Source organism: Exiguobacterium sp. SH3S3 (assembly GCF_004337115.1).
GTDB lineage: Bacteria > Bacillota > Bacilli > Exiguobacteriales > Exiguobacteriaceae > Exiguobacterium > Exiguobacterium aurantiacum_A.
On the sequence record NZ_SJUU01000011.1, the window covers coordinates 41,810 to 66,221 of the forward strand.

Annotated in this window: 24 protein-coding genes and 1 riboswitch; of the genes, 4 read left to right on the forward strand and 20 right to left on the reverse strand. The window is 52.0% G+C overall.

Annotated features, from left to right (window positions below):
• Positions 1-8: 8 nt before the first annotated feature.
• A complete protein-coding gene (locus EVJ28_RS10915) occupies positions 9-320 on the forward strand; it encodes a GtrA family protein (RefSeq protein WP_330849203.1) in 312 nt (103 codons plus the stop codon).
• Complete coding sequence (locus EVJ28_RS10920; RefSeq protein ID WP_131488941.1) at positions 317-2,845, forward strand: YfhO family protein; 2,529 nt, start codon at positions 317-319, stop codon at positions 2,843-2,845. The genes EVJ28_RS10915 and EVJ28_RS10920 overlap by 4 nt, the downstream gene beginning before the upstream one ends.
• On the opposite strand, the gene EVJ28_RS10925 is transcribed toward EVJ28_RS10920, so the two are convergent.
• Positions 2,838-3,722 (reverse strand): MurR/RpiR family transcriptional regulator, encoded by an 885-nt coding sequence (locus EVJ28_RS10925; RefSeq protein ID WP_131488943.1) that lies wholly within the window; start codon positions 3,720-3,722, stop codon positions 2,838-2,840. The two genes, EVJ28_RS10920 and EVJ28_RS10925, sit on opposite strands and share 8 nt — an antisense overlap.
• A gap of 205 nt (positions 3,723-3,927) precedes the next feature.
• Between EVJ28_RS10925 and EVJ28_RS10930 the strand changes: the two genes are divergently transcribed.
• Positions 3,928-5,325 carry a 6-phospho-beta-glucosidase gene (locus EVJ28_RS10930; protein WP_131488945.1) on the forward strand — a complete coding sequence of 466 codons (1,398 nt, stop codon included), beginning with the start codon at positions 3,928-3,930 and terminating at the stop codon, positions 5,323-5,325.
• Between the two features lie 40 nt (positions 5,326-5,365).
• On the opposite strand, the gene rbsB is transcribed toward EVJ28_RS10930, so the two are convergent.
• The 7 genes from rbsB to EVJ28_RS10965 form a co-directional block, all read right to left on the reverse strand.
• A complete protein-coding gene (rbsB, locus tag EVJ28_RS10935; RefSeq protein WP_131488947.1) occupies positions 5,366-6,277 on the reverse strand; it encodes a ribose ABC transporter substrate-binding protein RbsB in 912 nt (303 codons plus the stop codon).
• 22 nt (positions 6,278-6,299) lie between these two features.
• Entirely contained in the window at positions 6,300-7,265 is a 966-nt protein-coding gene (locus EVJ28_RS10940; protein WP_070329454.1) for an ABC transporter permease subunit, read from the reverse strand.
• A 1-nt stretch (position 7,266) separates the two neighbouring features.
• Entirely contained in the window at positions 7,267-8,745 is a 1,479-nt protein-coding gene (locus tag EVJ28_RS10945) for a sugar ABC transporter ATP-binding protein (protein ID WP_131488949.1), read from the reverse strand.
• 11 nt (positions 8,746-8,756) lie between these two features.
• Positions 8,757-9,146 carry a D-ribose pyranase gene (rbsD, locus tag EVJ28_RS10950; RefSeq protein WP_070329456.1) on the reverse strand — a complete coding sequence of 130 codons (390 nt, stop codon included), beginning with the start codon at positions 9,144-9,146 and terminating at the stop codon, positions 8,757-8,759.
• Positions 9,146-10,030, reverse strand: a complete 885-nt coding sequence (rbsK, locus tag EVJ28_RS10955; RefSeq protein WP_070329457.1) for a ribokinase — start codon at positions 10,028-10,030, stop codon at positions 9,146-9,148. The genes rbsD and rbsK overlap by 1 nt, the downstream gene beginning before the upstream one ends.
• Entirely contained in the window at positions 10,027-11,010 is a 984-nt protein-coding gene (locus EVJ28_RS10960; protein WP_131464789.1) for a LacI family DNA-binding transcriptional regulator, read from the reverse strand. The genes rbsK and EVJ28_RS10960 overlap by 4 nt, the downstream gene beginning before the upstream one ends.
• Before the next feature lie 185 nt (positions 11,011-11,195).
• Positions 11,196-11,750 (reverse strand): GNAT family N-acetyltransferase, encoded by a 555-nt coding sequence (locus tag EVJ28_RS10965; RefSeq protein ID WP_131488951.1) that lies wholly within the window; start codon positions 11,748-11,750, stop codon positions 11,196-11,198.
• Positions 11,751-11,818: 68 nt separating this feature from the next.
• Here EVJ28_RS10965 and EVJ28_RS10970 point away from each other — a divergent pair, with 68 nt between their 5' ends.
• Positions 11,819-12,265 carry a DUF4385 domain-containing protein gene (locus EVJ28_RS10970; RefSeq protein ID WP_131488953.1) on the forward strand — a complete coding sequence of 149 codons (447 nt, stop codon included), beginning with the start codon at positions 11,819-11,821 and terminating at the stop codon, positions 12,263-12,265.
• Here EVJ28_RS10970 and EVJ28_RS10975 read toward each other — a convergent pair whose 3' ends face one another.
• From EVJ28_RS10975 to EVJ28_RS11030, 12 genes are all read right to left on the reverse strand, one after another.
• Positions 12,266-12,706: a GNAT family N-acetyltransferase gene (locus EVJ28_RS10975; RefSeq protein ID WP_131488955.1), complete on the reverse strand. Its 441-nt coding sequence runs from the start codon at positions 12,704-12,706 to the stop codon at positions 12,266-12,268. It abuts the gene before it with no gap.
• A 98-nt stretch (positions 12,707-12,804) separates the two neighbouring features.
• Complete coding sequence (locus EVJ28_RS10980) at positions 12,805-13,254, reverse strand: OsmC family protein (RefSeq protein WP_131457573.1); 450 nt, start codon at positions 13,252-13,254, stop codon at positions 12,805-12,807.
• A 43-nt stretch (positions 13,255-13,297) separates the two neighbouring features.
• Positions 13,298-14,863, reverse strand: a complete 1,566-nt coding sequence (locus EVJ28_RS10985; RefSeq protein ID WP_131488957.1) for a GGDEF domain-containing protein — start codon at positions 14,861-14,863, stop codon at positions 13,298-13,300.
• A 129-nt stretch (positions 14,864-14,992) separates the two neighbouring features.
• Positions 14,993-15,628: an SDR family oxidoreductase gene (locus EVJ28_RS10990; RefSeq protein WP_070329462.1), complete on the reverse strand. Its 636-nt coding sequence runs from the start codon at positions 15,626-15,628 to the stop codon at positions 14,993-14,995.
• Positions 15,629-15,651: 23 nt separating this feature from the next.
• Entirely contained in the window at positions 15,652-16,323 is a 672-nt protein-coding gene (gene thiE, locus EVJ28_RS10995; protein WP_370253778.1) for a thiamine phosphate synthase, read from the reverse strand.
• The gene (gene thiD / locus EVJ28_RS11000) at positions 16,262-17,092 is read right to left on the reverse strand and encodes a bifunctional hydroxymethylpyrimidine kinase/phosphomethylpyrimidine kinase (protein WP_131488961.1); all 831 of its coding nucleotides are present in this window, start codon (positions 17,090-17,092) and stop codon (positions 16,262-16,264) included. Before thiD ends, thiE begins: the two co-directional genes overlap by 62 nt.
• Positions 17,089-17,880 (reverse strand): hydroxyethylthiazole kinase, encoded by a 792-nt coding sequence (thiM, locus tag EVJ28_RS11005; RefSeq protein WP_131488963.1) that lies wholly within the window; start codon positions 17,878-17,880, stop codon positions 17,089-17,091. The genes thiD and thiM overlap by 4 nt, the downstream gene beginning before the upstream one ends.
• On the reverse strand, positions 17,877-18,551 hold the full coding sequence (tenA, locus tag EVJ28_RS11010) for a thiaminase II (RefSeq protein ID WP_131488965.1): 675 nt from the start codon (positions 18,549-18,551) through the stop codon (positions 17,877-17,879). The genes thiM and tenA overlap by 4 nt, the downstream gene beginning before the upstream one ends.
• A gap of 81 nt (positions 18,552-18,632) precedes the next feature.
• A riboswitch (TPP riboswitch) is annotated at positions 18,633-18,737 on the reverse strand.
• 61 nt (positions 18,738-18,798) lie between these two features.
• Complete coding sequence (pelG, locus tag EVJ28_RS11015) at positions 18,799-20,247, reverse strand: exopolysaccharide Pel transporter PelG (protein ID WP_131488967.1); 1,449 nt, start codon at positions 20,245-20,247, stop codon at positions 18,799-18,801.
• The gene (gene pelF / locus EVJ28_RS11020) at positions 20,228-21,646 is read right to left on the reverse strand and encodes a GT4 family glycosyltransferase PelF (RefSeq protein ID WP_131469921.1); all 1,419 of its coding nucleotides are present in this window, start codon (positions 21,644-21,646) and stop codon (positions 20,228-20,230) included. Before pelF ends, pelG begins: the two co-directional genes overlap by 20 nt.
• Complete coding sequence (locus EVJ28_RS11025; protein WP_131488969.1) at positions 21,643-23,490, reverse strand: DUF2194 domain-containing protein; 1,848 nt, start codon at positions 23,488-23,490, stop codon at positions 21,643-21,645. The genes pelF and EVJ28_RS11025 overlap by 4 nt, the downstream gene beginning before the upstream one ends.
• The gene (locus tag EVJ28_RS11030; protein WP_131468398.1) at positions 23,472-24,410 is read right to left on the reverse strand and encodes a tetratricopeptide repeat protein; all 939 of its coding nucleotides are present in this window, start codon (positions 24,408-24,410) and stop codon (positions 23,472-23,474) included. The genes EVJ28_RS11025 and EVJ28_RS11030 overlap by 19 nt, the downstream gene beginning before the upstream one ends.
• Positions 24,411-24,412 lie beyond the last annotated feature (2 nt).

The window sequence follows — 24,412 nt, forward strand, 5'->3', positions numbered from 1 at the left end:
TGATTTATATGCTGTTTCATCATCTATGGAACACCAGCTATGGGGTCTCTCATGTGGTGGCATTCACGCTCAGCATGATCGCCTCTTTCTTTTTGAACAGTTATTTCACGTTCAAAGTCAAACCGACGCTACGGAAATTTTTGCAGTTTCCGTTGACGCAAGTCGTCAACTTCACAGTCACGACGGTGTGTATTTATTTGCTCGTCGAACAACTGAACGTCTCGACGACGTTGGCCCCTTTGTTCGCCATCTTTATCGCTGTGCCGGCGACGTTCATCGTCACGAGTAAAATTTTGAAACGTGAGCAATCGACAATATGAGACAGTTCAAACTCATCACTGCCGCGTTGCTCGTGTCGACCATCGCCCACGCTTTTTTTATCTACTATCAATCACAGGGTGGCTTCATCGCCGGACCGAATGACGGCTTATCGCAAATGGTCCCGTTCAAGCATTTCCTTTACGAAACGTTCCATAAAGGGAATCTCGTCTATGCCGAGGACTTCGGCTTCGGCGGCGGTATCCTCACACAACTCGCTTACTACTTTTCAACGTCAGTCGTATTTTGGCTCTCGGTCGCCGTCGTTTCCTTATTTGATGTGCTCGGACTCGTCACACCTGACTTGGATATGTGGTTGCGTCTCGCCTTGATTGTGAGCGTCATCCGGCTCGCTGTCGTCATCGTGTTCGCGACGTATGCGTATCAGTTATTTAACGTCCGCACATTCCACGCTTTCGTCGGTGCCGTCATTTATGGTGTGTCGGTCATGTACATCCGTCACGTGACGTTTTGGGAGTTTTTTGCGGACGCTTTTTTGTGGGTCCCGCTCCTTGTCATCGGTCTCGAACGCATCATCCGAAACGGTCGTGCCGACTTCTTTATTGTTGTTAGTGCCATCATGCTGATCAATAACTTTTACTTTGCCTACATCAATTTAGTCTTCGTTCTCGTCTATGTCTTGTTCCGAAAATTCATTCACCTACCCGAAGATCGGGTCAGTCGTAAACAGCAATGGTTGCTCTATAGCGGATCTGGCGTCATTGCCCTACTTCTGAGTTCGTTTGCGTTCATTCCGGCGACTTATGGCTTTTTGCAAAATGAGCGACCATCGCTTGAGCATGAGATTCGTTGGATTCAGCTCGACAATTTGTTATACGATAGCAGTCTGCTGATCGTACCGGCCGTCTTCCTACTGTTCGCTCTTTATCGTCCGCTCTACCGTCACGTCACGTTCCGATTATTTGCGAGCATGAGTCTACTGTTGACCCTACTCCATTTCAGTCCGCATGTCGGTAGCTTCTTCAACGGCTTTTCGGCACCGCAATATCGCTGGGAGTATTTGGCGAGCTTCACGATCGGCGGCATGGTTGCTGTCGGCTTGACGCATTGGCGCTTCGAAAAAACATCATTTTTCAAAGCAGCAGTCGTAACCGTTTTGGCTTATCTCGGTTTTGGGCTATTCGGTAACGCGTCATGGCCAATCGTCTTCGGTATGTTTGCCCTCATGATTTTAACCGTCTTATCGTTTTGGCTTAAACCATTGTTGGCTCCGTACCTCATCATCGCGTCTTGTCTCATCGTGTTCAACGGTTACACGAAGTTGGTACTTCACGATATGGCGATCGTCAACACGAACGAGACGTTCGTCACGAGTGAGCAGTACAATAGCGCCGAACAACGGGAGCTTATCGATTTCGTCCGTGAAGATGCCGGTCCGCTCGAACGCGTGGACTGGATGATACCGTTGCGAAACAATACACCAATCGTCCAGTCGTTCCTTGGGACGAGCCTATACTCGAGTATTTTGAACGGACATTTGCTCACATTCTATTGGAGCGACCTTGAAATTGATATGAGACGGGAAAGTGTCAGCCGTTACGGGACACTCGGCAACCGTTCGAACTTACATCATGTGCTGTCGGCCCCTTATTGGATGCGTGATAAAGCAATCGCGAGCGAGGCGCCGTACGGCTTCCAACTGCTTGCCGAAACAGAACGTTACGCCGTTTATGAAAGCGAGACCCGCTTGCCGTTCGTCCGGACGACCTCAAACACGTACAGTCGTGAAGCGCTTAAAGATGTCTCAATATTGACGCGTGAGCAAGCGATGTTGTCCGGTGTCATCTTAGAACAGGGAACCGCAGCACCGTCACCAGCGCGAACGATTACGTTCGCGAGTGCGCCCGTTAATGCGGTATGGGAAGATGAGACACTCCAAGTCACCGCTGAAGAAGGAGGAGTCGACTTTATTCCGGACGTCCCAGACTCGGCGACGGGTGATTTGTACGTCTCGTTCAAGATCCGCAAGCTTGAAGGTGACGGTTTCTTCATCCGGCTTGGGAATTACCGGACGACTCGAAAACCAGAAGCGTCGATTTATCGGACCAATCTCACTTCGATAACGCTCCGGACACCTCTCAAGAAAAACGTACCGCTCCGTCTACCGGAAGGAACGTATGTACTTGAAGACGTGACGATCGAGTTGGAAGATTATGCGACACTCGAAGACGCCCTTGAAGAATCGGCTTCTATCCCGGATATTCCGGTCGTTTGGGACGGACCTGACATCGACTTCACGGTTGAAGACGCAATCGAAGGGACATATGCCGTCCTCCCTGTTCCGTATGAACGAGGGTGGAAGGCGACTGTGAACGGAGAGCGACGCGACGTCTTGCAAGCGAACTACGCGTTCAGCGCCATCGCCCTCGACGAAGGTCGAAACGAGGTCGCGTTGACGTATCGTCCGCCGTTCTTCATCGTCACGACTGCGATGACCCTGCTTGGTCTCGCCTTGTTCGTCGGTTATCTTCTGTATCTACGCCGCAAAGAGCATCCGTTCACGTGAACGGATGCTCTTTTTCTTGCATGATTTCGCTCGAACTTTTCCGATGATCGAACCGTTTTGAAATTTGAATCTTATATTTAAGATGTTCCTCATAGTCTTTCGCAAACACACCGGCGTATAAGAAATCGAGCAGACAATGGATCGAGTCGTTCGAGGTGAAGCTGCCGATTTTCGAGTAGAGACGCTCCCGCGTCGTCAAACGGAGCGTGCAGTCCGCCTCATGCGAGATGGCGTTCTCGCCGAGGCTCGTAAGCGCGAGCACCGGCACCCGGCGGCTCTTCAAATAAGGAATGAGGCCGACCGTATAGTCACTCTCACCTGTATAGGAGATGAGGAGCGCGCACGTCGTTTCATCCGAGTTCGCTGCCTCGAACTCGGCGTCCACCTCACAAAGTGTGACTTGCTTGCCAATGCGATTCATTTTGGACTTGAAGTCGTGGCAGAGCAGCAAGTTATGAATGAGTGAAAAGACTTTAATATGCCGTGCCTCATGTAACATCGTCACAGCTTGCTCGAACGCCTCATGATCGAGGAGCGACAACGTGTCTTCAATCGTCATCTGCTTCAGCGCCGCCACCTTATTCGCCACCGTCATCAATCCGTCTTCGGCTCCAAACGGATAGTTGGCGTCAATCGTCGAGAAATGACGATTCAAATAGTCGATTTCCTCTAAAAAAACAGTCTTCAAATCGACCCAACCCGAGAACTCGAGTTTTTCGGCGATTCGACTAAGGATTGATGGATGCGTGTACGTCGCCTCGGCAATCTGCTTCATCGTTTGGGTGGAGATGTGTTCCCGCTGTTCAAATAAATAATCGATGACGCTTCGTTCTGACGGGGAAAACAAATTTTGTTTCAGCTTTTCGGTCAATAACATATCTAATCTCCTCTCGTGAATATAATTCACAAAAATCATTGCTATCTTGTTTTATTTTGTAAACGCTTTCGGATTTATCTGTAAATCCATTGTGTCTATTTCTCTATATTCTATACTGAAATGGATACGAGGAAATACATCGAACGGTCAATTCCATTTACACATCACTCGATTTTTTTGTGAACTATATGAGGAGGATATTTGTATGACAACCGGAATCAAACTCGTCACGATCGGTGGCGGCAGCAGCTACACGCCAGAATTGATGGAAGGGTTCATCAAACGTTACGAGGAGTTACCGATTCGGGAGATGTGGCTCGTCGATATCGAGGCCGGTAAAGAGAAACTCGCCATCGTCGGACAGATGGCGCAGCGGATGTGGGACGCGTCGCCATATGACGTCCAAGTGCATCTCACGCTCGACCGGCGGGAAGCGTTACAAGGCGCCGACTTCGTCACGACCCAGTTCCGTGTCGGCTTGCTCGACGCTCGGATCAAAGACGAACGGATTCCGCTCTCCTACGGCATGGTTGGGCAAGAGACGAATGGGGCCGGCGGCATCTTGAAGGCGTTCCGGACCATTCCTGTCATTCTCGACATCGTCGAAGATATGAAACAGCTTTGTCCGAACGCCTGGCTCGTCAACTTCACGAACCCGAGCGGTATGGTGACCGACGCCATCATTCGTTACGGGAAGTGGGACAAAGTCATCGGACTTTGCAACGTCCCGGTCAACGCGATGATGGCCGAACCGGAACTGATCGGCAAGAAACCGGGAGACTTGATTTACTCTTTCGCCGGATTGAATCACTTCCACTGGCACCGCGTGCATGACGTGACTGGTCGTGATGTGACGCGCGATATCATCGACAAGATGTACGATGGTAATTCCGGCATCCCGGCCAATATCCACGACATGCCGTTCTTCAAAGAGCAGCTGCATCAGATGAATATGATCCCGTGCGGCTATCACCGTTACTATTATCGCGCCGAGGAGATGCTCGCCCACATGCTCGAGGAGTACCGAGATCCGGCTGTCGGGACACGGGCCGAACAAGTGAAACAGACGGAAGCCGAGCTGTTCGAACTGTATAAAGATCCGCACCTCGACCATAAGCCGGAGCAACTGTCGAAGCGGGGCGGCGCCCACTACTCGGACGCGGCGTGTGAGACGATCGCCTCGATCTATGCGAATAAAAACACACACATCGTCGTCTCGACGAAAAATAATGGTGCTGTCCCCGACCTTGCTCCCGACGACGTCGTCGAAGTGTCCGCCTATATTGGTGCTAACGGCGCGAAACCGATCGCCTTCGGTTCACTCGCACCAGCCGAAAAAGGTTGGCTCCAAGTCATGAAAAACATGGAGCTGTGCGTCGAAGAAGCAGCTGTGACTGGGAATTACGGACTTGCTCTTCAAGCGTTCATCATCAATCCGCTCATCCCGAGCGGCGAGACCGCGAAACGGGTGCTTGATGAACTGCTCATCGCCCATAAAGCTCACCTGCCTCAGTTCGCCGACAAAATCGCCGAGCTCGAGGCAGACGGTGTGACCGTCAAAGATGAAGTCGTTCAAGCGCTCCGCCCGATCACACAATCATAAAAAACAGCCGGTGCGTCCCATGGACGTACCGGCTGTTGCCTTATTTGATGAGTTCGAGGTCGACCGGAATGTTTTCTTCCACGGTCTCACCTTTCAAGTAGTTGACGGCTGCTTCGACACCGAGTTTTCCGATCTCTGTCGGTTTTTGTGCCACCGTTGCGGCCATCGTTCCGTCTTCGACAGCCTTGACCGCGTCATCCGTCGCATCGAAACCGATGACTTTGACGTCGCTCAATCCGGCACTGCTCAACGCTTGGACCGCACCGAGCGCCATTTCGTCATTGTGCGCGAACACCGCGACGATATCTTTATTGTCTTGGAGAATGTTTTCCATGACCGTTAAGCCTTGGGCCCGGTCAAAGTTTGCCGATTGTTTGGCCACGACGTCGAGTTTTCCATCGATTGCCTCGTTGAAGCCTTGACCGCGATCGCGTGTGGCCGATGCTCCTGGAATACCTTCTAATTCAACGACTTTCCCGCCTTCCCCGACGAGTTCAACCATGTACTCACCAGCGAGCTTCCCGCCAGCTGCGTTGTCTGACGCGACGTGGGCGACGACTTCTCCCGATTCTGCGTTCCGGTCGACCGTGATGACAGGGATACCAGCATCGTTCGCGCTTTGAACAGCGGCTCCGACCGCTTCGGAATCCGTCGGGTTAATCAAAATCAAATCCATGCCTTTTTGAATCATATCTTCGACGTCGCTCACTTGTTTCGCCGCATCGTTTTGTGCGTCAGCCACAGTGAGTGTCGCATCGAGTTGCTTCGCCTCTTCTTCAGCTCCATCTTTCAAAGCAACGAAGAACGGGTTGTTCAATGTAGAGATGGAGAGTCCGATCTTAAAGTCCCCATCTTTTGGTTCTTGTTCCGAACTTGTTCCCGGTTGTTCCGTCGAACAAGCCGCCATCATGACCATTGTCAGTACGAGTAGCCAAGCTGTCCATTTTTTCATCTTCTGTTTCCCCTTTCGATGATTACGCGTTTTGTTTGCGATCAAGTAGCACCGCGAATAAGATGACGGCCCCTTTGACGACGAGTTGGAAGAACGACGAGACGCCGAGAAGATTCAAGCCGTTATTCAACGTGCCGATAATTAGAGCGCCAATCAATGTTCCGACAATCCAACCACGTCCCCCGGCTAAACTTGTTCCCCCGAGAACAACAGCCGCAATCGCATCAAGCTCGTATGAAGTGCCTGCCGTCGGCTGAGCCGAATTGAGGCGTGACGTTAAAATGATTCCTGCTAACGCTGCCAACATGCCTGACAACGAGTAAATCATCACTTTGACTTTGTTGACGCCAATCCCCATCAGTTTAGAAGCTTCCTCATTACCGCCAATCGCATACGTATGGCGGCCGAACGTCGTTTTTTTCAAGATGAAGTAGAGTATGCCGAACGCAATCAACATCGTGACCGCCGGCACCGGAATAATCCATAAGTAGCCGCGCCCTAACATTTCAAACCAAGTTGAGTCCCCTAAACCGGTGATTGGCCGGCCATCCGTGTATACGAGCGTCAGCCCTCGGTAGATGGTCATCGTCGCCAGCGTCGCAATGAACGGCGCGACTTTCCCGTATGTGATGACGGCTCCGTTAAACGCACCGAGCACGGCACCCGCAATCAAACCGAGCGCGATCGCCATGACAGCGTGTTGACCATCGACCATCATCCCGGCGACGAACGCTGAAGAGAGGGCGAGAATCGACCCGACTGATAAATCAATTCCGCCTGTCAAAATGACGAACGTCATCCCGAACGCAATCAAGGCGTTGATGGAAACTTGCCGCAAGACGTTAAAGATGTTGTTCAACGAGAGAAATCCTGGTTCGAGAGCCGTCACCACAACGATGATAGCAAGTAATCCGAACAGTGGACCGAGTTTTTGCCCCCATCCGAGCTTTTGCGGTCGCCCTAGCGCAGCCGTTGCTTTCAATTCCATATCATTGTCCTCCTGTCGCATATGTCATGACTTTTTCTTGCGTCGCCTCGTCTTTTGCTAACGTCCCTGTGACGACGCCTTCTCGCATGACGACGATTCGATCACTCATCCCGAGCACCTCGGGTAAATCCGAAGATACCATGATGATTGCGACACCTGCCTCTGCCAACTCACTCATAATCGTGTAAATTTCTTTTTTCGCCCCGACATCGACTCCTCGTGTCGGTTCGTCGAGGATGAGGACATCTGGTTCGACGCCAAGCCACTTGCCTAGAACGACTTTTTGTTGGTTCCCGCCAGAAAGCGACTTCACTTTTTGTTCCATCGAATGATGTTTGACACGCAGCTTCTTCAAATATCCGTCCGCGAAGCGCTCCTCGTCTTGTCTCGAGATGATTGTACCCTTCGCCCGTTTATCGAGCGTTGGTAGCGACAAGTTTTCTCGTAACGAGAAGTCGAGGAGCAACCCTTCGCCTTTTCGGTCTTCTGTCAAAAACGCGATACCGTGACAAATCGCATCAGCCGGCCGTCTGATCTTTATTTCTTTTCCATTCAGTTTGACGACACCGCCTCTTGTGCGGTCGGCGCCGAACAAGGCGCGCATCACCTCGGTCCGACCGGCTCCCATCAATCCTGAGAAACCGACGATTTCACCCGCCCGTACATCGAACGAGACGTTGTGGAACCGGTTACCTATCAAACTATCAACTTCGAGGACGACGTCGCCAATCGTGGCGGTCCGGTCCGGGTAACGTTCCCCGATCTCGCGTCCGACCATCTCTTTGACGATTTCTTCAAATGACGTCTCGGCGATAGGATGCGTCCCAATCGACACCCCATCACGGAGAACGGTGATGCGGTCACACAGTTCAAAAATTTCTTCCATCCGATGGGAGATATAAATGATGGACACGCCTTGGTCACGTAATGCACGCGATACCGAGAACAACGCCCGAATCTCACGGTCGGTCAAGGCGGCCGTCGGTTCGTCCATGACGATGACTTTTGCGTCTGTCATGAGCGCTTTCGCGATCTCAATCATCTGTTGTTGACCGACGGATAAGTTTTTAGCAAGCTCATCGACTTCCATGAATACGTTCAGCTCGGCCAAATATTCCCGGGCGCGACGCTTCATCTCTTGTTGCTTGATGACACCGAACGGACCGGTCAACTCCCGACCGAGGAACAAGTTTTCCATCACCGTCAATTCCGGCAAAATATTCAACTCTTGATGGATGAAGGCGATGCCGGCTCGTTCGGCTTCTTTCGGATGTTTGAACTGCCGCACGGCACCATCGATTTGGACATCCCCTTTGTCTTGCGCGTGAAGTCCGGTCATCACTTTCATAAGCGTTGATTTGCCGGCCCCGTTCTCACCCATCAACGCGTGAATTTCACCAGGCAACAATTCAAAGTCCACACCTCTCAATACACTCACCGGACCGAAAGACTTATGGATGCGTTTCAACTGGATGTGCATCGAACCCCTCCTTAAAATAAAACGCCGGCGTGTAAAATGACGTTCGCATACGGTGTCGCTTCACCTGTACGAATGACGACTTTCGCCTGCTCGACTTCACGCTTGAACGCTTCATGCGAGCATGTCTTGACCGTTTCGAATCGTTCGGTCAACGCTTTGGCAATCGGCTCGTTCTCGGTGAACACTTCGTCCGCCACCGTAATCTGTTCGATGACCATGTCAGCCTCAACCGCATTCAACACATCAAGAAATGACGGTTCGCCTAGACGTAGTGCTAAATCGACCCGCTTTACCCCTTTAGGGATCGGCAGTCCGCAATCGGCGATGACAACTGTATCCGTATGTCCCAGGTCAGCAAAGACTTTTGCCAAATGACTATTGAGAATCCCATGTTTTTTCATCACACTCGCTCCAATCGTCTCATCACGTCGGCTCGGTTCGGCATCCCGCCTTGAGCCCCGAATCCTTCCACGCTCATGCCCGAAGCTACGACGGCAAAACGCGCGGCTTCTTCTAAATTGTTTCCTTCCACGAGGGAAACTGCGAGAGCGCCATTGAATGTATCTCCCGCCCCGGTCGTATCGACGACATTCGCCAGGATGGCTGGGATATGTTGAATCGTCTTCCCGTCGAAGAAACGAACACCTCTTACTCCTTCTGTCACAATCAATTTGTTTGGGTAACGGCGCAATACGTCTTCAATCGGCAAGTCGCCGAATAGATCGCGGCATTCGTGCTCGTTCGGCGTCACGTAGGTCACCTTTTCAAGTAACTCACTCGTGAGCGCTTGAGACGGCGCCGGATTTAACAGGACTGGAATGTTTCGCTGATGACAGTACGTACTCACTTGTTCGACGGTTTCAATCGGAATTTCTAGTTGCAACAAGACGAGCGTCTGGTCATCAAGCAGTTGCTCCAACTCCACGTCGGTGAAGCGTACATGCTTGTTCGCGGATTGAACGACGACGATTGAGTTATCGCCGTCTGCTAATACGATATGCGCCGTCCCTGTCACTTCTTCGCCAATCGTTCGCAGATGACGCGTCCCGACCTGGTTCTGTTTAAAATTTTGACGGATTATATTCCCAAATTCATCGGATCCGACGCAACCGACCATCTCGACCTGACCACCTAGTCGAGCGGCAGCCACTGCTTGGTTGGCGCCTTTTCCCCCGGGTACCGTCTGAAATGTATTCCCGATGACCGTCTCTCCAGCCTGTGGACGTTTATTTGTCGTGACAACCAAATCCATAGATACACTCCCGATGACAACAATTCGGTTCATGCGTCATGCCCCTTTCGTTTCGTCGTCTGTCGCTCTGTCAGTGTGACAGGCAATAAAATTTCTTTTGCAGCGGTCTCTTTCTTTTCAATCAAATCAAGAAGTCGCTCGGTCGCTAGTCGCCCCATCTCATAGATCGGTTGAGCAATCGTCGTGAGTGGCGGAGACGTCATCTCACCTAACTCGATGCCATCATACCCGATGACTTGTAAGTCTTCAGGCACCCGGACGTTGCGACGCACCGCTTCCTGCAAGACTGCGGCGGCGATGACGTCATTGGCGGCAAACACACCATCGAACGGCCAATACTCGTCAAATAATGTTTGTGCCGCCGTGAGCGCCTCTTTGAATGCAAAACTAGAATGTGTCATCCCGACGAGCCGGTCACCCGCCACGTCGAGAAAACCATCTGTCCGTCGTCTCACCGTTAGGAGGTGCTTAGGCCCAGCGATGTGAGCAAGCTTTGTTGCCCCACAGCTCAACAGCGTTTCCGCTGCGAGGCGTCCACCTTCATACCCGTTCGAGATGACGGCATCAATCCCCGGCTTGACGATACGATCTAACGCCACCATCGGTAGTTCTAACTTTTCATAGTTCGGGTTATCCGAATGGTTCGTCGTAATAATCAGTCCATCGACATGCATCGTCTGAAGAGCGACCAAATACGTCTGCTCTTTTGAAAGTTGCTCATCCGTGTTGCAAAGTACGACCTGATAGCCGTGCTGGTTGGCCACGTCTTCAATCGCTCGGGCCAATTGTGGAAAGAACGGATTTGTAATATCCGGCATAATCAAGCCGATCAAGCCCGATGTCTTTTTAAATAATGAACGCGCGACTCGGTTCGGGGCATAGTCAAGTTCGGCGATGGCCCGCTCGACGGCTTCCCGCGCTTCTGCACTTACGTATCCGTTATTGTTCATGACACGGGACACGGTCGCGACAGAAACGTTCGCTCGTTTGGCCACTTGTTTGATTGTCGCCATCTCGCCCCTCCTTCTTTGGTAACGCTTACAAAACAAGCATAATGTGTAACCGGTTACATATCAACTATTTTTTAAGAAATTTAAAAACTTCGATTTTTCTTAGCTAATAATTAACAATAGAGGCGCGTCTATCCACCAGGGACGACGCGCCTCTACTCGAAATCTTTTGACGTTTTTCTGCTCCCTTAGTTAAGAGATGAGCGGTTGTCATAATCATCACGCGTGATGACATAGACCAAACTTCGAACGGTCCGTCCGTCCAACCGAGTCAGCTCTTGCGTCGTCGTGAACGCATACGTGAAACCGCACTTCTCGACGACACGACGCGACCGGTCATTGAAGTCAAAATAACCGCACCAGATCAGTTCTAAACCAAGGTCGACAAATCCGTGACGAAGCAGCTCACGCACCGCTTCCGGGACGTAGCCTCTCCCCCAATGATCCGGACTGAGCACGTAGCCGATTTCGCGCTGGTTGTCGTGTTGGATATCCGGGTCCGGGCGTCGGTCGTGCAAACCGATGCTACCGATCAGTTCGCCGGTCGCTTTCAACGTGATCGCCCAGACGTCTTGATCTTGCTGGAATATACGGATGACGTCCCGCGTCTCGTCGACGGACTCGTGCGGGGCCCAGCCCGCCATCGGTCCGACCCGCTTATTCTTCGCATAGCGATGCATCGCTTCGGCGTCATCGAGCTGAAACGCTCTGAGCCTTAGCCGTTCTGTGTCTAATTGAATCATGTCAGCTGCTCCTTCGCTCGTTTCCCTCGCCTCAGTTCCGGGAACAACGGAACAGAGGAGGGATGACGATGCCGTTTGATTATGATCTTGATTTTGAGACGATCGATTTCCGAAAACACCCCGAGCTCTATCGCGTCGGACGCGGTGAACAAGGTGTGCTGCTCGTCGAGCCTTACAAGAGTGAGATTTTGCCGCACTGGCGCTTTAAAACACCCGACATCGCCCGCCAATCCGCCGATGAGATCATGGAGCTGTTTGAAGCGTATCGGGCAAACGACGATTTCGTCGGCATGGACATGGCGCGGAAGTTCATCCAGATGGGCCATACCCGGGCCCGTCGTTACGCCAACTATAAAGGTGGCCGCAAGTATAAAGACGACGGCGCTATTCACGATCGCCAAATCGACGAAGAAAAAGCCGAGTCGGCCCGCTTCTTCAAAGAGCGCTGGGACCAGATCCGAGCGGACAAGGATTATTTGAAGCGAAAGAAAGCCCATCAAAAACAATTTGGCTAATCAACGGACCATGACGATGAAGTTCGTCTGCCCTTTGAGGAACGCGGCGACTTGACGGAACCCGATCTGTTCATACAAATGGATGGCCCGCTCGTTGAACACAGCCACGGTCAAGCGCAGCGGTTTCTCCTCGCGCTCTGCTACGCCAAGCACCGTCTCGACGAACGAACGACCTTGTCCTTTACCGGTGCGGTCCGGGCGCATGCCCAATCCGATATCGAGATGGATGGCATCGTACGCGTATGTCGGGTTCGGAACTTGCGCGTACGGTCCGAGGCAATAAAAACCGAACAACCCTTCATCGTCGTGAATCGCATGATAAGTCATTAACTCGTCTAACCCTTCAGCCGAAGGGTCCTGATTATAAAAATCATAGGGTGCTTCATACGTCCACGCTTGGATGGCGCGGGCGTTTTCTCGTGTCATCGGTCGAATGTGCATAACCTCCCCCCTTTCTCGCATCTGTTCTTGTTCGTGCCACAGTTAGTGTTTCCCTGTCTCTGTCCAAAGAAAAAGGATGGGTTGCCCCCATCCTCTCGTTATTTACGGGTCCATGTTGCCGTGATGTCGACGTCGGCCGCATGCATCAAGTTATGGATCGGGCACCGGGCCTCGACGCCTTTTTGTAGCGCCTCGATCCGTTCATCCGACTCGGTCGTGTCGAGCACGATGTTGACGTGCACGTTCTCGAAATAAGTCCGGACCCCTTCGACGCCTTGGAAGCCGCGCGGGTCGAGCGTCCCTTCCGTCGCGAACGTCACACCTTCATAGTTGAAGTCCTGATCTTGCGCGACATAGGCAATCGTGATCGTCGTACACGATGATAGCGCCCCGAGTAAGTATTCGAGCGGATTCGGTCCGGCATCGGTCCCGCCGAGACGTTCCGGCTCATCGACGATAAACGGCTCTAGGTCGCGCACATGCACCGTCGTCTTCACGCTCGTCGCTTCGCCCTCGGCCCGCATCGTCACTAATGGTTTTTCTGACATCCCATCTCCTCCTTTTGAAATCACATCTCTACTACCGTTCCCGTTATGTCGGACCGTTTAACACGTCGTCATAAATCGCATAGTCATTTTTACCTTGCTGCTTGATTTGATACATCGCTTGGTCCGCCTTATGAATCAACGTGTCCAAATCCATGCCTTGGTCCGGTGCGACGCTGACGCCGATGCTTGCTCGAATCGGGATCACCCCGTGCCCTAGTTTGAACGGCCGTTCCACCAACGTCGTCCGCAGCCGCTCCACGAACGTGACGATGTCCGCTTCTTCCACGTCCGTCAAATAGATGTAGAACTCGTCACCGCCGACGCGCGACGCGAGCCCGGTGTCCGGTGTCGCTTCTTCGAGCAGGACGCCGAGGTGGATCAAGAAGTCATCGCCGACTTGATGGCCGTACGTGTCGTTGACTCCTTTAAACCCGTCAAGGTCGAGGATGACGAGGGCAAGGTTGTCCGCTTGAAGCAACGCTTGATCAGCTTGTTCATAAAAAGCCCGGCGATTGGCGAGCTTCGTGAGCGGGTCATGATAGGCGAAAAAACGAATCGACTGCTCGGCTTCCTTGAACGTGTGGACATCGCGAATCAAAATCATGCCGTGAATTTTTTGATTGATATAGACGAAGTCACCATCGATGACGACGTATCGTTCTTGTCCGGTCTTCGTCTGAACCTTCGTCTCGAACTCTAGAAACTTCTTTTGGGCCGTGAAGTGCTGTGTATAGTGATCGCACCATTCCTCACGCTTCTTCTCCGGCAATAGGTCGACGAACCGTTCATTGACGACACGGACCGTGTGGAACAACATGCGTGCGGCCGGGTTCGCACTCTCGATCCGACCAGTATCGTCGACGAGCAGAATGGCAGACGGGTTCAAGTTGTACAACGTCCCGTAGCGCTTGGCGTAAGAGGCGAGAAAATCGAGCCGGTTCATCGCCAAAACGAGCGCCACCGTCCAGACCAATCCGCCGTACATATACGCATAAGGCGGAACGACTCCACGAAATTGGAAGTAACCGAACACGATGTCCCAAATCAAGACGAGTACCGCCGTCAAGATGAGTAGACGCAGCACCCGTTGATGTTCATGCCGTTCTGCTCGTTTGAGCGCATATGCCAACAACAAAATAATCAGGAAGTGAAAGACGTTCCCAATCGTCATCGTCGTCAAATAAGAAACGTTGAATTCAGGATAAATCCAGAGCCCGACTTGGTCAAAGCGTTGACTGTTGATGATGTTCTCTTGTCGAATGAACGTCAAAGCAACCGGGATCAACGGTAAGTAGATGGCATACGGATATACCCATTTCGGCATCTTCGCACCGACGCCCGTCACTTTGACGATGAAATGGACCGAAAAGATAAAGATCAAAATACCGGCATTCCCGAACCAATAGGTGACGAACGCCGGGCTTGCTTCGATAGGTGACAAATGACGGCCGAACTCCGCCAAAAACAGCATTGCGTAACCGAATACGAACAGACTGAGCAATCGATGCTCGACTTGTCGCGGGTTACGTAACAGGACGTCGAGCGCGAGGTGGCTCAACAAGAAGGCCGGCAGTAAATAGGCGGCCATATAGACAAATAACGCGGTCATGAACAGCCCCCTTTCTTGAATAGATACGTCTTTACTTTCTCTATCGGCCGCATCAATTCCTTTTTCGAACGGGCTGACACATCACCGCAAAAAAAAGCGAGCGGATTCGAATCCGCTCGCTCGCATGGTTTATATCGTTTCTTCGATCGCAGTGTCACCTTTGACCAAGTCGATGGCTTTGTTTGCCGCTTCTTGTCGACCGATGACATGGGCCAAGAACGCTGCGACATCCGCCCGCGGAATCTCGCCCGTCGACACGTTGTCGACGTTCACTTTGCCTGTACCGGCATCGTCTGTTAGTGCGCCTGGACGGACGATCGTATAGTCGAGTCCACTCTGTTCGAGCAAACGGTCCGCATGATGTTTTGCCACGTAGTACGGTTTCATCGAATCGGGCCATGCCGAGCGATCTTCCGCTTTCAAGGCACTGAGCATCACGAAGTGCTTAATGTTGCCGTTCGCTTGGGCCGCCTCGACGCTTTTCGCTGCACCGTCTAGGTCGATGAGTAACGTTTTGTCGGCTCCCGTGCTGCCGCCCGAACCGGCCGCGAACACGACTGCGTCCATGCCGCTCATCGCTTGCTTCAACGTCTCAACGTCACCTTCTAAGTCTCCGAGAACCGCCTGATAGCCGTTCGCTTTGAACTCGTCTAGCTGCTCTTGTTTCCGCACCATCGCGGTGACTTCGTGCTTCCCATCCTGCTTCAATCGTTCTACGAGTTGCTTTCCAATCTGTCCATTCGCTCCAATTACAAATACGTTCATCTGTCTTCCTCCTCAAATAAAATTCAGAGACAAGCGAAACGCCGTGTGGCCATGGCCACGTCCGGTGCAGAAGCAATGGCCGAGATGACAGCTACGCCGTCAGCCCCGTCACGTCGAATCGCTTCGACGTGTTCAGGCATGATTCCACCAATTCCCACGATTGGCAAATGCTGAAACCGGGCTCGCACTTGCCGAATGAGCATCGTTCCGTTCACTTCGGCCGCGTCTTGTTTCGACACAGTCGGATGAATCGGTCCAATTCCGACATAATCGGCGTATCTCGAAGCCGTTGCGGCTTGCTCGATCGAGTGGACCGAGACACCGAGCCACTTGTTTGAACCGATTCGCCGACGAACGACTTCGGCTGCTGCGTCCTCTTGTCCGACATGAACTCCGTCCGCATCGAGTTTGATTGCCAGCTCGACATCATCGTTGACGATGAACGGGACACGGTACTGTCGACAAAGTGTATGCAACGCTCGTGCCATCGCTTCTTTTTTATCCCCATACAGTGGCTCTTTACCTTTTTCGCGAAATTGAAAACATGTCACACCACATTGAAGCGCCGTTTCGACCGTCTGAACGAGATCAAACGTATCCGCCGTGCCGCAGATGAAGTAGAGCTTTAACCGCTCAACGATAGGCGATGGATTCAATGGAAACCACCTCCTTCGGGTGCTTGTTATACGCCCAATGATTTGTCGGTCCATGTCCGCTGCCAATTTGTAATCCGTGGGAGATGGCACTATGGATGAACTGTTTCGCCTTCTGCGCGGCTTCCGTAACGGTATGCCCGTTCGCGAGCTCCGCTGTTAGCGCAGCCGAAAACGTGCAGCCGGTCCCGTGCGTATCTTTCGTCAGCAACCGTGGTGTCACCATTCGAAACGTATCGGTCTTCGTCATGACTAGGTCTTCGGCGAGAGGACCGTCCAAATGACCGCCTTTCAACATGACGACGTTTGCCCCGTAAGACAACAAGCGCTCAGCTGCTTTCATACGATCAGTGAACGTACAAATCGTCAAGCCGGTCAACACTTCAGCTTCAGGGATATTTGGCGTGACGACCGTCGCCATCGGTAACAGCCTCGTCCGTAGCGCGGTGACGGCGTCCCGTTCAAGCAAGGTCGCACCGCCTTTAGCGATCATGACCGGATCGACGACGACATTTTGAAATCGATGCTGCTCGAGCGCGTCAGCTACGACGTCAATCAACTCACGATTGAACAGCATCCCGGTCTTGCACACCGAGATGATAAAGTCTGATCCGACTGCATCGAGCTGGCGTGCGACGAGGTCGGCGGAGACGGCTTCGACACCGTGCACGCCACGCGTGTTTTGAGCCGTCACCGCGGTCACGACACTCGTGCCAAATACGCCTAATTCTTGAAACGTTTTCAAATCGGCTTGGATTCCGGCTCCCCCGCCAGAGTCCGAACCGGCGATGGTCAAGACTTGAGGCCTCATCGCGCGAACACCTCGATTCGGTCGCTCGGCAGGTCAGTTGACGTCATGGTAGCGAGTGCGTTGAGAAAGTGGATTGGGAAATCCCCCGGACCCGTCGCTGCTTCACTCGCCAACTCGCCGCATCGTGCATATCCGGTGAGCGCGGTCGAGGTTGCCGTCATCACGTCCGGTTCAACAGCAAGGAACGCACCGACGACCGCACTGAGTAGACAGCCGGTGCCTGTCGTCTCTGTCATGAGCGGATGCCCGCCCAAAATTTCTAGCGTGACCGTACCATCGCTCACGAAATCTGTCCTCCCCGTAATCGCGACAACACAGCTAAATCGGTTCGCTGCTCGTTCGGCGAGTTGTTGCGGATGATGTGTGCCGCTTCCGGCGTCGACCCCTTTCGTCGTCCAACCGGCATCGACAAGCGTGGCGACTTCCCCGGCGTTCCCACGGATGACCGTGACGCGGACGTCTCGCAAAATTCGTTCAACGACGTCGCGGCGGAACGGTGTCGCCCCGACACCGACCGGGTCTAGGACGACAGGACGACCCGACTGATTCGCAGCTTGTCCGGCACGGATCATCGTCGCCTCGGTCATCGCGTCAAGCGTCCCGATGTTCAAGACGAGGGCATCGCTCACGGTCGTCATGTCTGCTACTTCTTCAATCGCATCGGCCATGACCGGGGACGCACCGATGGCGAGCAACCCGTTGGCCGAGAAGTTGGCGACGACGATGTTCGTAATGTTATGGACGAGCGGTCGCTTCAACCGGACGGCTTCCCATAGATCCGGCCTCATCGTCCCACCTCAAGCGGCAGTTCCCACGATTCGAGTGTCCAGGCCATCTCCCAAAACGCGAGCTCATAGTAGCAACTTTTCAAGAACAGCTGCTGATAGCGCATCCGTTCTGACTCCGTCGCTTGTCCCGCCAATTCGTCAAGTCGCTCGATCTGCTCTTCGACGAGTTCACGGAACCATTCCGAACCGTACGTCGCAATCCAAACAGAATAGATTGGATGGTCTGGCTCTGCGTCCTTCAAGCGCTCCCCGATCTCGTAATACACCCAGTAGCATGGAAGAATCGCCGCGAGTACGTCTCCGAGGGTCGGCCCGGCTTGTTGCATATGGAGCGCGTATGCATAAGCCGTCGGAGCTGGTTCGAACGTCGCCCACTCCATGTCACTCACCTCGAGCATCGTAAAAAATTCCCGATGCAACTCGTGCTCCGCCTCGATCGTGTGGAGGGCGTGCGTCAAAAATCGGCTCGCCAGCTCCATCGTCGGGGCAAGTGTAGCGCCCTTCGCCTGTACTTTCGAAAATTGATTCAAGTAGTACGAGTCTTGCATCACGTAATGCCGAAACTTCGCCTCGTCGAGCGTCCCGTCTCCGAGCGCGCGGACGAACGGATGGTGGAAACTCGCCTCAAACAAGGCGTTGGCCTCTTGGCGGATGTGTGCGGTAAATGTCATCGTATTCTCCTCCTTTGTATGAAAAAAGACGCCGCCTCCCATAACGGAAGCGGCGTCGGCCATACACAAAGAGTGTGAGAAAGGACGTTTCGCCCACTTCCCTCCGCTAGCGTGAACTAGATCAGGTTCAAAGGGTCTGGACCTTGTCCATCTCAGCCGCGTCAAGCGACTCCCCTAGTGGCAAACATTATGAAATTCGGTCATCTTCGACCACATCATATCAATCTTTTTGAAAAATGCAAACCCTTTAACGCGAGAAGCGACGGTTGAGCGCGGTCCCAAAATGCGAGAACCGTTCTGTCCCGAGCTTACGACGGTTCGAGGCCGCGAACACGTAATAATCGACCTTCCCCATAAAATAAATCAAGCGCAGTCCTGCGATAAAGAACGTGATCGTCGTACTGATAGCAAAGCCGACCCCATACCAATCGATCCCGCGCGATAGTAACGACAACGTGAACAAGGCGTTCAGTATGAAGAACGAGAGGCTGACGAACAACGCCCCACGACGATCCTCAAAATACAGCAAGAGCAACGTCAGTACGAGAATCATCGCGTTCGCGAACGCGGCGAGCGTCGTCATCCGGAAAATTTGACCGACTTCTTCCGGGACACCAATCCAACCGACGAACACACCCGCCATCAGGATAGCGAACAAGGTGACAACACCTTGACTTCGCCCAAGTCGGATCAATTCATTTTTCAACACCGTCGTCATCGTCTGCTTCGCCTTCTCAATTTGGTGTAACGCCCCGCCATAATTGATCAAGCCGTAAAACGTTCGGTAGCGCTCGTAAAACCTTGTCTCGACAGCGACGACGAACAAGAGCTGGGTCGGGATGATCGTCAAGTACGACCAGAACACGGCCGTGTCATAATACGGATTGAACACGAACGAATCGGCAATCACCATGCGACCTTCACCAAACCAAATGATGAAGTTGGTCACCCAGATCCCAAGCACGTATAACACACCAATCGCGAACAAGTCCGGATACTTATCAAAGTACCGGAAGTATGAAAATTCTCGCGTCGCATACCTGAGCGGGAACGTTCGGAGCATCGCGAAGAATAGCCCGAACAGCGTCACGACCATCCCAACGGTAAAGCCAAACAGAAGTTCGAGGCTCGATGGGTTGACCATGAGACGACTGATCAAATAGACGCTCGCGACTGAAATAACCCCGCCTAGCAAGAAGCTGTAAGCGACCGCTTGATAAAATTTGGCGGCGCTCAAGAACAAGAACATGACCCAGATAACGTTGATGGTCATGAATAAGACGAACAGGACGAGCTTATAGGCTAAACCGAGCGGTGAAATCAGCCAAAACACGCTATACATGACGACGGCAGCAAGAATCGTCACTTTTAACATGCCGGTGAAGACAGGAAAGATCTCATGGGCTTTCTTTTCATAAAATAAATCGGCCACGTATCGCGTGACGACGAGCTGCTGAAAACTAAATAGAATTTGCGAGAAAATGAACGCGTAAGACACGGATAGCATAAACAGCGTCCGTTCCTCGAGTGACAACATCGGCATCTGAAACGCCAACCATTGAATCGTACCGACAACGAGGATGACGATCAGCCAAGGGCCTGATGTGACGAGCCCGGAAAACGTGTACGCCTTCAGTCTTGAAGAGTAATAGTCTTCTTGAAACAACTTTTGTAACTTAAACCCGATGCCCGCCATACTGTTCCCTCCTCGCTTCATAGATGGCTTTATAGCGGTCGACGAACTGTTGCAATCGATAATACTGACGGACACGCTCGCGGCCGTTTTTACCGAAGCGCATCCGTTCGCGCGGATAATCCATCATCCATTCGACTTTGTCAGCGATGGCTTCCGGATGGACCGGAGGAACGATGAAGCCGGCCGGACCGAACGGATCGTCAGCGCGTCCGTAAAGTAGTTCCGAACAAGCCCCGACATCGGTCGCCACCCAAGGGATGCCAGCCGCCATCCCTTCTAAAATGGCGAGCGGCTGCCCTTCCGATATGCTCGTCAACAACAACAAATCAAATTTCGGCAACCAGTCTTGCACGTTCACTTTCCCGACGAGTTCGACATAGTCGGTCAGCCCGCTCTGCTCAATCAGTAGATGACACTCTTCAGCGTACTCTTCGTCCTCATCAAGCGGACCCATGATTGTCAGTTTAAACAGCCGATGGCGCTCTTGAAGGATTTTTGCGGAATAGATCATCGTCTTCAAATCCTTGATCGGAACGAGGCGGACGATGGCCCCAATTTGGAACACATCATTCTCGGCTCGCTCAAGCGTAGCGCGGATATGACGGTCGTCAATCCCGTTGGCGATAATTTTTGTCTTCTCGCTAGGCGCCCCAATCCACTCTTGATATTCGCGATTCCGCTCAAACAGCGTGATAATCTCATCGGCCGCGTTATACGCCTCGCGTGACAAGTGGTGGAAAAAGCGAACCCACCTCGGTTTGTAAGGGGACGGAATCCAATAAGACTGAAGGATTTCTTCCTCGCGTTCACGTGAGTAGATGCCGTGTTCGGTCAAAATGAACGGGATGCCTTGCGTCTCTTTCATGTAAGATGCGACGACGCCGGCGTAGCCTGTCGAGATGGAGTGGACGAGATCGACTTTTGGTAACGGTTGATGCAACACACGCAAGATCGGCATATACATACTCTGCCACATCCAAAAATAGTCGATGAACGATCCGCCGTTCATTTCTTCTGCGTAAGCTGCTTTTACGTTGCTCCAAAAGAACTCGCTTGAGAAGAAGGCTTGGCTTGACGGGACTTGTTTCCCGAGAATGCCGAGCGCTTGCCGGTTCGGGTTTTTCAACATGAGCCATTCGGAAATTTTCCGTTCGTCTTCGGCGTCGAGTTTCATTCGACCCTTCGCCTTTTTATCCGTATCGCTTAAATAAAGGTGCGTGATTCCTGACACGTTTTGCGGCAACTTATATTTCATATCTTCTGGTCGCTTGACCGACGGCTGAATCGAGATGATTTCAAACTCGACTTCCGGCATCGCTTCAATCAGCGTCTGCGTCCAACTCGAGACACCTCCGCTCACATACGGGTAACTCCCTTCTAACACGAGCCCAATCTTCATTGTGGGTCCCCCTTGATGGCGATTTCAGCGTTCGCTGATGTCAATTTGACGAGATAGAGTGGACGGTCCGCCTCCATCTGCTCGACCGTACCGAATGCGAATTCGCCTGTGTCCAATGATTGGCCGACTTTTAGACGGACGGTAAAGTGTGACGGATTGACGAGTCCGTCCCCAGTCAAATAAATGGTCTCGTCATCAAACGTGACGTTCAAGTCTGCCTCTTGATACGTGATTAGTTTTTCCGTCGCATAGTGCTGTGTATAGGCTTCCAGGTGAGGATAATGGTCATTTACGTCGTGGACGATTTTGCGTAGGCTCGTAAACATCGTATCCCAGTCTCGACCGAAGGCACGGTCTGGGTCGATGACGTCATCCGGGTGGATAAAGTGTGAAAACACTCCAAAGTTAGCGATGGCATCAACCATTTGGAAAATCGAACCTCTTTCTTCCCCGTAGTCACTCGTGATGCGCGGGAAATGATAGATTCCGGCATGTGTCGTATCAAATTCGAACTCTTGGACAAAATCACCACTTTCCGGGTCACCGGTATAGAGTGACGCAATCGTCCGCAGTTCAGGCAACGCCTCAGCAATCGCGTCGACACCGGTACGATTGAGTGCATTCGAAGGTGGGACGTATGATTTGAGTTGTTCTGCCGGGAAATAGTTAGCAAATACCGATTCTGCCTGTAGCAGCGAACGCTTCATCTCGTCCTTGTCTTTCCACGGAATATATCCGTACGTCGGATCGATCGGTTCATCGGCCGTGACAAGCGATTGGTGGTTATATCCGTGCAACCCGATTTCACCACCCTGCGCCAATAGTTTTCGGCCGAAATAGAGCATCGGGAACTCGCCGCGTTTAATCAATTTTTCATCTAGCAGTTCCATCTCTTCTTCGTACGTCCCGATCATCGCGCCCGTGTAAATGATGTCGTCATCTTGAGCCATGTCGACCATGTCTTTCCACCAATCTTCGGCAAAGAAGTCTTTAACCGATTTATCGAGTGGTGTCGCCGAGACATCTTTCATCTTGCCGTCCATGACTGGAGCCGGAAAGTCATCGATATACATGAGCTTAATCGCCGCTTGGGCACCCACGAACGCAGGCGGTAACGTTCCGAGCGTTTGGACGAACAGTCCGCGAATCATCTTTTGATCGGTGGTCGTTGTATTCCAGTACAGAACGTTCCCGTCACCGACCTCATATTCCCAAAGGACGGGAAACCCTTCCGCTGACAGCATAACGTTCACTTCGTCTGCAATTGCGAAGTCAACGACACTATGGACGAACAGATCGTCCGGTGGATTCAAGTCGACATAACCCGGGAAAATCGTTTCTTCGAAGTTCAGACCATAAACATCTGGAACGAATTCACCGATTTCTTCGATACCTGTCACTTCATTCCAAGCGGGGTCTTTGAAGCGGTTGGCGAACACGACATTGCCTCCTTGTTCGACGAACCGTTTCGTCTCTTGCAATGGCCATGTCGTGGTTTTTTCGCCTGTAAATATGATGATACTGTAGGGCGACGGCACGATCGAACTGACCGCACCCGCATCAATTTCTCGAACGTCTAGTTTGGCGTAACGCAAGCCATGCAATAAATTATCTGCCGTATTGACCGCCAAATCACCTTCGTCTCGGACAAGGTAAACTTGAAGTTGATGCTCTCCTGTTTTAGCGGAAGCATCCCCTTGCAATTGGTCGATATTCATTCGTTGTTCAGCAACGTTCGGTAACAACGTATGCAAGGAATGGATCCTCAAGTATTGGATTGCACCGACGACGACGAGAAATAACACGATGAAGAGCGAGAATGAGATTATAGTTCGTTTTTCCATGATGTCGAGTCACTCCATTCTTCAAACAACAGTCGGTGCTCATACGGCACATCGTCTAACGAAAATTGTGTTTGCATCATAAACATGACAGCCTTCACCTCGGTCCACCGCTCCCGTTCATAGTAAAAGTCGATGAGCATGAGGTGGGCCTCGATGCGTTCCGGGAAATGGTGAACATACTCCTTCAAAATTTCGAGCTGATCTCTCGGACGTTTTAACGTGATGTAGACTTCGTTTAAATCCTCATAAATCCATGAAGACGGCGGATACAGTGTCTTCGCTGTCAAAATCTCTTTTAACCAGGCCTCGCGTTTGTCTTTCAACATGACTTCCGTGATCAGTTCACTGTGAACCATCCGTTTGTATATTGTCGCTAGCCGGCGAATCGTTTCCGGGTTTCCTAAATCGTATTCACGCTTCGCCAATTTCAATTCCTGCTCATACTGATTGATGAGAATGTTCATCGTCGCGGCCGCATAATGGACCGTTTCACTGTCCGTGCTCTCAAGCCCCATCTGCAAGTATTTCCCTTGGTTATTGATGGACTGGTTGACGTGCGTCAAAATCGAGTGCTTGCGGATCGCGGGATCTTTTGAATTGATGGCATCGGCTAACGGCAACAGGCTAGAGCTCGTTTTCGCATCGTGCCGAATCTGCTCATAATTGACGACCCGAAAATCAATATACTCATCGTAATCTTCAATCAGTCCGCTCCGATCAAAGCGTTCTGCGAAGCGATAAATCGCATATACTGCGACTTCAGCGACAAAAGGTAAAAATAGGCCGAAGCATAAAGCGACCACTGCCACCCCGTAGTCTAGCGCTTTCATTTTCCGCTTCAACACCACTAACAAAACGAACGCTAAGATTGCGTGAATCACATAGAGCCCAATCCAAACTAAACTGTCGATGGCTTCCATGA